Here is a 9,903-nt window from a genome sequence, read left to right as displayed (position 1 = left end):
CAGCGCCAGCCCCATGCAGAATTCACCCGCACGGCCACCGCGGCCGCGTGGCGTTTCCGCTGCCTGCGCCCTGATCGTGACGGTGGTCTCGCCGCCGCTCAGAATCACGCAGGGCTTGCCGAAAGGCTGGCCCTTTAGCGCCACAGCGCGCGCCAGCGCCCCATGGACCTTGCCAACTTCGCGTGACTCGCCTTCCATTTCGTCGCTCAGGATATAGGCGGCTAGACCAGCGGCCTGCGCTGCGGCGGCAGCGGCTTCCAGGCTTTGCTGGGGCGTGGCGATCAGGTGAACCTGATGGCCTTCAAAAGCGGCGTCGCCGGGTTTGGGGGTTTCCAGCGCGCCACTTTCAAGGTCGGCCATCAGCGCAGCGGGCACTTCAATAGCGTAGCGCTTCAGAACCGCCAGCGCTTCAGCGCAACTGGTTGCGTCAGGCACGGTAGGGCCGCTGGCGATGATCGAAGGGTCGTCTCCCGGTACGTCACTGATGGTCAGCGTGACGACACGGGCAGGCGCGCAGGCCGCGGCCAGGCGACCGCCCTTGATGCGCGAGAGGTGCTTGCGCACGCAATTCATCTCGGCGATGTTCGCGCCCGAGTTCAGCAAGGCCTTGTTGATGCGCTGCTTTTCCTCCAGGCTCAAACCCGCGGCGGGCAAGGTCAGCAGGGCCGAACCGCCGCCCGAGATCAGGCACAGCACCAGGTCGTTTTCGGTCAAGCCCTGCACCATGGCCAGAATGCGCCCCGCGGCAGCCAGACCAGCCGCGTCAGGCACCGGGTGCGCGGCCTCAACGATCTCGATACGCTGCTTGAGTCCTTCGGGGCGCGGTGGAATATGGTCGTAACGCGTTATGACCAGGCCTTCAAGTGGTGCATCTGCCGGCCAGAGGGCTTCAACCGCCTGCGCCATCGAACCACCGGCCTTGCCAGCGCCAATCACGATGGTGCGGCCACCGCTGCCAGGCGGTGGAGGTTTCGGCAGATAACGGGCCGTGTTTTCAAGCGGCAGGGCTCGCCTGACGGCGGCCTGATACAAAAAAGCCAGAAACTCGCGAGGGTTCGCCCTGACGGCGGAAATGGATGTTGAGGTTGAGGTTGAGCTGGTCATTAAAGGGTCTCCATCCTGGATTGTGCAGTGGTAAGCCGGCAACAACCCGGCTACCGTAGCGGTTTATCAGGAGCGATGGTCGGCCCGCTTCTTAAAATCAGTGGCATGAACTCCTATCTCGCGCTTGGCATCGCCATCATTGCTGAAGTCATTGCCACCACGGCGCTCAAGTCCAGCGACAGCTTTACGCGGCTTGTGCCCTCGATCATCACGGTGATCGGTTACGGCATGGCGCTGTACTTTTTGACGGTGACCCTGAAATCCATACCCACCGGCGTGACCTATGCGATCTGGTCAGGCCTGGGCATCGTGCTGATCAGCATTACCAGTTTCTTCTTTCACGGCCAGAAGATTGACCTGGCCGGCATGCTGGGCATGACACTCATCATTGCCGGCGTGGTGGTTTTGAATCTTTTTTCGAAGTCCAGCATGCATTGAGGGGCAAACGCTGCCAAGCCACGCCTCCAGACGTCGTAAAAATCCCGGCCTTCTGATCATTTTGCCCTGATGTCCAATTTTCATGGCCACAGTTAGCTATTTATTTCATAGCATACATGGTCGCCAGTCCGGGAACTGAGAAGCGAGCCGACTCCGACGGAATTCACTCCACGCTGACCTTGGCGTCCTTCACAAGCCTGGCAAAACGCTCGGTGTCTTCCCTGATCTGCCGCGCCATCTGCCCGGGCGTATTGCCGATGGGCTCGGCGCCAATGTCGGCCATTTTTTTGCGGAACTCGACCGAGTTGATGATTTTCACCAACTCGGTGTTCAGCCGTGTCACGATTTCCCCGGGCGTCGCGGCCGGTGCCAGGATGCCGAACCAGGTTCCCAGATCAAACCCCTTGAGGCCTGACTCATCCAGCGTGGGCACATCGGGCAATGCCGGTAAGCGCCGGATGGTGGTGACGGCCAGCGCCCTGAGCTTGCCGAGCTTGATCTGCTGCAATACCGGCGTGATCGTGTCAAACGACATGGTGATCTGCCCCCCCAGCAGGTCAACCGTCAGCGGTCCGCTGCCCTTGTAAGGCACATGCAGCAGCTGCACGCCGCCCAGACCTTCGAACTGCGCGCCAATCAGGTGCTGGCCGGTGCCGTTGCCGTTTGATCCATACGTCAGCTTGCCCGGTTCGCTTTTGGCTAACGCCAGCAACTCTTTCACATTTTTTGCGGGCACATTCGGGTTAACGACCAGCACATTGGGCACCAGCGCCACGGTGGTGATGGGTGCAAAATCCTTCTGAAAATCATAGGGCAGCTTGCGGTACACGCTGGTGGCGATGGTGTGGTGCACCGCGCCCATCAGCAGTGTGTAACCGTCAGGTTTTGCCTTGGCCACGAAGTCTGCACCCAGCGTGGCGCCCGCCCCCGGTCGGCTTTCCACCACCACCGGCTGGCCCAGGCTTTTTGCCAGCTCCTGCCCGACGACGCGCGCCAGCACGTCCGTCGTGCCGCCCGCGGGAAAGGGCACGATCAGGCTGATCGGCCGGGCTGGCCAGGCCTGTGCAAACGCCGCACTGCTTGCCAGGCACAGCGTCATCGCAGAAGCCATCGCCGCAGCATGGGTCAGTTTTAAAAAGTGCCCGTTCCGTTGTGGTGTTCTCATGTCTTGTCTCCTTGAAATAATTTCGGATCAGGCGACCAGCGGCTGCTTCACGGTAGCGGCGATGCGCTTGCAGATGGCCTGCGTTACCTGCGCCGTGGTGGCGCTACCGCCCAGATCACGGGTGTGCAGGGACGCATCTGCCGTCACCTGCTCGATGGTCCGCATCAGCTGCTGCGCGGCGGCGTTTTCACCCAGGTGTTCCAGCAGCATCACAGCCGACCAGAAGGTGCCTATCGGGTTAGCCAGGCCTTTCCCCATGATGTCGAACGCCGAGCCGTGGATCGGTTCGAACATCGACGGGTAGCGGCGCTCGGGATCGATATTGCCGGTGGGCGCAATGCCCAGACTGCCAGCCAGCGCGGCGGCCAGGTCGCTCAGGATATCGGCATGCAGGTTGGTGGCCACCACCGTATCCAGCGATGCAGGCCGGTTCACCATGCGCGCGGTGCAGGCATCGACCAGTTCCTTGTCCCAGTGCACGTCGGGGAATTCCTTGCTGATCTGCAGTGCAATCTCGTCCCACATCACCATGGCATGGCGCTGTGCATTGGATTTGGTGACGACCGTCAGCAGTTTGCGCGGGCGCGACTGGGCCAGCCGGAAGGCGTAGCGCATGATGCGCTCGACGCCGGCGCGCGTCATCATTGATACGTCGGTGGCCGCTTCAATCGGATGGCCCTGGTGAACACGGCCGCCGACGCCAGAGTATTCGCCCTCCGAATTCTCGCGCACGATGACCCAGTCCAGCTGTTCCGGCGTGCAGCGCTTGAGCGGCGCGTCGATGCCAGGCAGGATGCGGGTCGGCCGCACATTGGCGTACTGATCGAAGCCCTGGCAGATTTTCAGACGCAGCCCCCAGAGGGTGATGTGGTCGGGGATATGCGGGTCACCGGCCGAGCCGAACAGGATGGCGTCCTTGTCGCGCAGTTGGTCCAGACCGTCCTCCGGCATCATCACGCCATGCTTGCGGTACCAGTCGCCGCCCCAGCCGAAAGAGCTGAATTCGAATGCGAAGTTGCTCTGCGTGGCGGCCAGCGCCGCGAGCACCTGCTGGCCTGCGGGGATGACTTCCTTGCCGATGCCGTCGCCCGGAATGCAGGCTATCTTGTAGGTTTTCATGAAACGGTGCCCGAGTTGATTGAAGGTAAATGAAAGCGGACTCAACTCTAGTGCTTGCCCGATTCAATTCAAGCCGCTAAAGTTATGTCATTGTTTACTTTCACTCAACAATGTCCACCCCCATTTCCGCGCCTTCCGAAATGGCCTTTTTCAGCCTGCTGGCTCGCTGCGGCAGCTTCTCCGTCGCCGCACGCGAGCTGGACGTCAGCACGCCGGCGGTCAGCAAACGTCTGGCGCAAATGGAGGCCCGGCTCGGTGTGCAGTTGCTCAACCGCACGACGCGCCGGGTCGGCCTCACGTCCGAAGGCGAAACCTACCTCGCGCACGCACGCCGCATCCTGGCCGACATCGACGACATGGAGCAGCTGGTTTCCAATGCAGTCGCCACGCCCAAGGGCCTGTTGCGCGTCAACGCCACGCTCGGCTTTGGGCGCAGCCACATCGCGCCGCTGATTTCGGGGTTTGCCAAACTTCATCCCCAGGTAGAAGTCCGGTTGCAGCTGTCGGTTGATCCGCCGCCGTTGAGCGAGGACGCTTTCGACGTCTGCGTGCGCTTCGGTGAGCCGCCCGATGCGCGCGTGCTGGCCAGGAAGCTCGCCCCCAACCGGCGTCTGCTTTGCGCCGCACCCTCTTACCTGCCCAAACACGGCACGCCCAGGGTGCCGAACGACCTTGGCCGCCACGACTGCATCGGCATCCGCCAGGGCGATGAGGCATACGGCACCTGGCGCCTGTCGCTGGGAAAGCGCACGGAAGGCGTCAAGGTGCGCGGCAAGCTGAGCACCAACGACGGCGAGATTGCAGTGAACTGGGCCCTCGCCGGCCACGGCATCGTGCTGCGCGCCGAGTGGGACATTGCCCGCTATCTGCGTAGCGGCAGGCTCAAGCAGGTGCTGGAAAACTACCGCACGCCATCGGCTGATATCCACGCCGTCTATCCGCAGCGCCACCAGGTCTCGGCGCGGGTGCGGGCTTTTGTCGACTATCTGGCGGCCCACTTTGAAAAGACGTCGATACGTGCGGCAGGCCTGGTAGCCGACTGGTGACGCTACGGGCAATGGCGCGCCTGGCGGGCGCTTTAAATCGCGTTCACGGATTGCAGCAGCTGCGCCGCCACCGCCGCTGCAATCACCGCCGGTTCCTTGCCGGTGATGCCGGGCACACCGATCGGGCAGGTGACATGGGCCAGTTCGGCTGAAGTGAAGCCTCGCGCCTCCAGCCGATGGCGAAACGTTGCCCACTTCGTTTTGCTGCCAATCAGCCCGATATAGGGCAGGTCGGCCTGCCCGCGCTGGCGCTTCAGGCAGGCTGCCAGCACATCAAGATCTTCTGCATGGCTGAAGCTCATGATCAGCACCCTGGACTGGGGCGCCAGGCCTTGAACCGCTGCCTGCACCGGCTCCGAATGCTCGCAAGCCACTTGCGGGGGTACATCAACCGGAAACACGCCGTCGCGGCTATCAATCCAGGTCAGCAAAAAAGGCAATGGCGCGAGTGCCTGTACCAGCGCGTGGCCGACATGGCCGCCACCGAATAGCGCCACAGGCAGCAGTTTGCCGGCAAGCCCCGGAGCGAGCAAAGGCAGGTCGGCGGCACTGACCGGTTCAAACCGCAAATGCACCACGCCGCCGCAGCACTGGCCCAGGCTGGGGCCCAGCACGAAACGTTCAATCACCTTCTCCCCGGCCAATCTGGCGTGCCCGGCCTGCAGGATTGACCTTGCCCTGGCAGTCGCTGCATATTCGAGATGGCCGCCGCCGATGGTGCCGACGAGAGTCCCGGAAAAAACCGCCATCCACGCGCCCACCTCGCGCGGCACTGACCCCTGGGTTGATTCAACGCGCACCAGGACCGCCGGTTGAAAAGCCAGCTGAACGAAAAGGCGTTGTACGTTGCCGCCCCGATAGCCTGAATTCATGGTTATGCTGTTGGTCAACATTGATGCAATTACGGGGAAAATAGGGTGGACAATACCAAAAGCTTCAACTAAAAATATCGCCCGGTCTTATACCTCCCACCTTAGCATCAAGCGTGAATTCCCGCGATTCATCGGCAAACAACAGCATCGCACCAGCCGTCTCAAAAGAGAGCCATGACATGACTGAACCCACACCCCGCCGATCCTGGTTGCTGAGGCTGCTTTTTGCGGCAAGTGCTGCAGTCGTCAGCGCCTGCAAATTTGCGCCCGATGCTGCGCCTGTTGCTGAGCCCGCCAAGCCGCTGGAACCCGATGCCACCGGCGTCACCGGCCCTGTCCCGGGCAGCCAGGGATCAGCCCGGGCATCGTCAGCGGCATCGGCCCGGGCTTACCGGCAAGACGGTGCCACTCACCTTTACGGCCTCAATGCCGAACGCATATATATGGGCAAACTGCCGCCGCTGCTGTACGCGATTGGGGTGCTCAATTTGGAAATCGACCGCAGCGGCCGCTTGACCCGACTGGACTGGGTGCGCGCACCCCGACATGCGCCTGAGGTCATGGCGGAAATCGAGCGAACCGTCCGGCAGGCGGCTCCGTTTCCCGCACCCGCACGGTTGGGAAAGGTGGTGTACACCGACACCTGGTTGTGGCATAAAAGTGGCCGGTTTCAGCTTGACACGCTTACTGAGGGACAAGATTAGCGTTGTCGCGCGTGGTGCTTTACGCACTGCGCCCCCTGGCGGCCCCTGGCGGCCCGCATGATTCAAATTGACCCAGTCGCCAAAAAGCTACTCAATCTTCAAGTTCTGGGTCTTCACCACATTGCGCCAGGCACGGTAATCGGCCTCGATGAAATGGCCGAGCAATGCGGGTGAGCCCGGCGCGGCTTCCACTGCATCGGCTTTGAAACGTGTCACCACCTCGGGCAAGGCGACGACACGGTTGATCGCCATGTTCAGGGCATTCACCAGGCCGACGGGGGTACCCGCCGGTGCCATGAGAGCGAAATAGTTCACCACGTCAATGCCCGGCAACCCTGCCTCGGTCATGCTGGGCACATCGGGCAAGGCGCTGGATCGCTTCGCGCTGGTCACCGCCAAAGGCTTGATGCTGCCGTTTTTGATGAAAGGCAACAACGCCGGAATGGTCCCGGTGATGAGCTGGATTTGCCCACCAATCATGTCCATGGTGGCGGGTGCGACGCCACGGTAGGGGATGTGCGTGATGAAGATACCTGTTCGCGCTTTCAAAAGCTCCAGCACCAGGTGATTAACCCCGCCGGCCCCGGCCGAGCCGTAATTGAGAAGGCCCGGCTTCTGCCGTGCCAGCGCGACGAGCTCCTTCATTGTGTTGACCGGTAGCCTAATATTGGCCGCCCAGACCAGGGGACCGCTGGCAATCATGCCAACCGGCGTGAACTGGCCCAAGGGGTCGTAGTTGGCGCTTGGCAATGAAGCGGCCACGGTGGTAAACGGTGACGCAACCAGTAGCAGGGTGTAGCCATCAGCGGGCGCCTGCGCGACATACTGCGTTCCGATCGCGCCGGATGCGCCAGCGCGGTTGTCCACTACAAAGGTGGCGTTCATGACTTCACCCAGCTTTTGCGCTATCAGTCGGCCCATGGCGTCGGTGCCCGCACCGGGCGCAAAAGGCACCACAATTTTGACGGCGCGATCGGGATAGCTGGCCGCCGTTGATGACGGCGACTGCGCCCGCGCAGCGCACGCCAGAAGGCTGGCACCGGTTGCAGCGGTCACCTGCAGGGCCTGGCGGCGGTTCATGGCGGTTTTCGACTTTACATGCATGATGAGAGGACAAGTGGAACAAGACTCATTTTTACCTTGCTAAATGACGGCGCCATGACATGCCAGGGTCAGGACGCAGGGAGAAGTGACGGGCGTGCGCGCCAGCCGATTGCTCCGGGCAGGGGTTAGGCCGTACGGCAGGCGCATGCCAGTTGCAGTAACCTTCAGCATTTGCGCAGTCCTAAAAAATATTCACAGGAGACGTCATGACCATGCAGCTTTCGCCCGCCGAAATTGCCCTACGCGAAGCCGCGCGAGATTATCACCGTCTGCCCACGCGCGGCAAAATTTCCGTTAATGCTACCAAACCCCTGTCCAACCAGCGCGACCTGTCGCTCGCCTACTCACCCGGCGTGGCCTACCCCTGCCTGGACATCCAGGCCGACCCGTCGCTGGCCGCCGACTACACCTCGCGCGGCAACTTGGTCGGCGTCATCACCAACGGCACCGCCGTGCTGGGCCTGGGCGACATCGGCCCGCTGGCAGCCAAGCCGGTGATGGAAGGCAAGGGCTGCCTGTTCAAAAAATTCGCCGGCATCGACGTTTTCGACATCGAACTCAGCGAGCGCGACCCTGACAAGCTGGTGGACATCATTGCCGCCATGGAGCCGACGCTGGGCGGCATCAACCTGGAAGACATCAAGGCGCCCGAGTGTTTCTACATCGAGAAAAAGCTGCGCGAGCGCATGAACATTCCGGTCTTCCACGATGACCAGCACGGCACCGCCATCATTTCGTCGGCGGCCCTGCTCAACGGCCTGGAACTGGTCGGCAAGGACATCGGCAGCGTGCGCGTGGCCGTTTCCGGCGCCGGCGCGGCCGCCCTCGCCTGCCTGGACGTGATGGTCGGCCTGGGCGTGCGGCGCGAGAACATCTACGTCTGCGACTCCAAGGGCGTGATCTACGAAGGCCGCCCCGGTGGCTTCGACGAATCCAAGACCAGGTACGCGCAAAACGGCGACGAACGCACGATGGCCGATGCGGTCAACGGCGCCGATGTCTTTCTGGGCTGCTCGGCGCCCGGCGTTTTGAGCCAGGACATGGTCAAGACGATGGCCACCAAGCCCATCATCCTGGCGCTTGCCAACCCGGAGCCTGAAATCCGGCCCGAGCTGGCCAAGGCCGTTCGGCCCGACTGCATCATTGCCACCGGCCGCTCGGACTACCCGAACCAGGTCAACAACGTGCTTTGCTTTCCCTACATCTTCCGCGGCGCACTGGATTGCGGCGCGAGCAAGATCACCGAGGAAATGAAGCTGGCGTGCGTGCGCGAAATTGCCAACCTGGCCAAGGCCGACATCAGCGAAGAAGTGGCCCGGGCCTATGCCGGCCAGGAACTGTCGTTTGGCCCCGACTACCTGATCCCGACACCCTTCGATTCACGCCTGATCCTGCGCATCGCTCCTGCCGTGGCCAAGGCCGCCGAAGCGTCGGGCGTGGCAACCCGGCCAATCCAGGACATGGAGGCCTATCGCCAGAGTCTGACCCGTTTCGTCTATTCCACCGGCATGCTGATGCGGCCGGTTTTCGGTGCTGCGCGCGCTGCCAGCGCCAAGCGCGTGGCTTATGCCGAAGGCGAGGACGAACGCGTGCTGCGCGCCGCCCAACTGGTGCTTGATGACGGCATTGCCACGCCGATCCTGATTGGCCGGCCGGCCGTGATTGAAGCGCGCATTGCCAAAGCCGGTCTGCGCATGCGCCTGGGCAAGGACGTCGAGTGCGTCAACCCCGAGGACGATTCGCGCTTTCGCCATTACTGGGAAACCTACCACCACCTGCTGGGCCGCGACGGCGTCAGCCCCGAAGCGGCAAAGGCGGCAGTGCGCCGCTCCACCACCACGATTGCAGCGCTGATGGTCAAACTCGGCGATGCCGACGCCATGCTGTGCGGTCTGCATGGTCGCTTTGATGTGCATCTGGACCATGTGCGCGAGGTGATCGGCCTGAAACCGGGCGCGCCGGGTTTTGCCACGCTCAATGCGCTGATGCTGCCACGGCACACGTTATTCATCGCCGACACCTTTGTCAACGAAGACCCGAGCGCCGAACAGCTCGCCAGCATTGCGCTGATGGCGACGGAGGCAGTGCGCCGATTCGGCCTGCCGCCCAAGGTGGCCTTCCTGTCGCACTCCAACTACGGCTCGTCCAAGCATGCCTCGGCGCGCAAGATGCGGCTGGCGCGCGAGCTGTTTGCCAAACTCGCACCCGACGTGGAGTGCGACGGCGAGATGCATGGCGACGCCGCGCTGTCAGAGCCGATTCGCCGGAGCTCGCTGATGGAGACCACGCTGACGGGAGAGGCCAACATCCTGATTTGCCCCAATCTGGACGCCGCAAACATCCTGTTCAAC

9 protein-coding genes are annotated in these 9,903 nt (G+C 62.5%); 4 read left to right on the top strand and 5 right to left on the bottom strand.

All coding sequences use genetic code 11. From position 1 onward, the window contains the following. A partial coding sequence (locus tag HHJ19_RS16315) for a glycerate kinase (RefSeq protein WP_296908921.1) occupies positions 1-1,104 on the bottom strand: 1,104 nt, incomplete at its 3' end. 105 nt (positions 1,105-1,209) lie between these two features. Between HHJ19_RS16315 and HHJ19_RS16310 the strand changes: the two genes are divergently transcribed. Then, positions 1,210-1,542 carry an SMR family transporter gene (locus HHJ19_RS16310; RefSeq protein WP_296908920.1) on the top strand — a complete coding sequence of 111 codons (333 nt, stop codon included), beginning with the start codon at positions 1,210-1,212 and terminating at the stop codon, positions 1,540-1,542. Between the two features lie 163 nt (positions 1,543-1,705). Here HHJ19_RS16310 and HHJ19_RS16305 read toward each other — a convergent pair whose 3' ends face one another. Both HHJ19_RS16305 and HHJ19_RS16300 read right to left on the bottom strand, forming a co-directional pair. Continuing rightward, on the bottom strand, positions 1,706-2,653 hold the full coding sequence (locus tag HHJ19_RS16305; protein WP_296908922.1) for a tripartite tricarboxylate transporter substrate binding protein: 948 nt from the start codon (positions 2,651-2,653) through the stop codon (positions 1,706-1,708). A gap of 81 nt (positions 2,654-2,734) precedes the next feature. Beyond that, positions 2,735-3,826, bottom strand: a complete 1,092-nt coding sequence (locus HHJ19_RS16300) for a tartrate dehydrogenase (RefSeq protein WP_296908919.1) — start codon at positions 3,824-3,826, stop codon at positions 2,735-2,737. 110 nt (positions 3,827-3,936) lie between these two features. Between HHJ19_RS16300 and HHJ19_RS16295 the strand changes: the two genes are divergently transcribed. Further along, on the top strand, positions 3,937-4,872 hold the full coding sequence (locus HHJ19_RS16295; protein WP_296908918.1) for a LysR substrate-binding domain-containing protein: 936 nt from the start codon (positions 3,937-3,939) through the stop codon (positions 4,870-4,872). A 32-nt stretch (positions 4,873-4,904) separates the two neighbouring features. Here HHJ19_RS16295 and xdhC read toward each other — a convergent pair whose 3' ends face one another. Then, on the bottom strand, positions 4,905-5,744 hold the full coding sequence (gene xdhC / locus HHJ19_RS16290; RefSeq protein ID WP_296908917.1) for a xanthine dehydrogenase accessory protein XdhC: 840 nt from the start codon (positions 5,742-5,744) through the stop codon (positions 4,905-4,907). A gap of 179 nt (positions 5,745-5,923) precedes the next feature. On the opposite strand from xdhC, the gene HHJ19_RS16285 reads away from it, so the two are divergent. Next, positions 5,924-6,448 (top strand): hypothetical protein, encoded by a 525-nt coding sequence (locus HHJ19_RS16285; RefSeq protein WP_296908916.1) that lies wholly within the window; start codon positions 5,924-5,926, stop codon positions 6,446-6,448. An 87-nt stretch (positions 6,449-6,535) separates the two neighbouring features. Here HHJ19_RS16285 and HHJ19_RS16280 read toward each other — a convergent pair whose 3' ends face one another. Next, positions 6,536-7,528, bottom strand: a complete 993-nt coding sequence (locus HHJ19_RS16280) for a tripartite tricarboxylate transporter substrate binding protein (RefSeq protein WP_296908915.1) — start codon at positions 7,526-7,528, stop codon at positions 6,536-6,538. 230 nt (positions 7,529-7,758) lie between these two features. Here HHJ19_RS16280 and HHJ19_RS16275 point away from each other — a divergent pair. Next, the coding region (locus HHJ19_RS16275) for an NADP-dependent malic enzyme (protein WP_296908914.1) at positions 7,759-9,903 on the top strand (2,145 nt) is incomplete at its 3' end.

The sequence above is a fragment of the Polaromonas sp. genome (assembly GCF_012927415.1).
In the GTDB taxonomy this organism is placed as follows: domain Bacteria; phylum Pseudomonadota; class Gammaproteobacteria; order Burkholderiales; family Burkholderiaceae_C; genus Polaromonas.
Note: the sequence above shows the minus strand (reverse complement) of the source record. Positions and strands in the feature narration are given on the sequence as shown.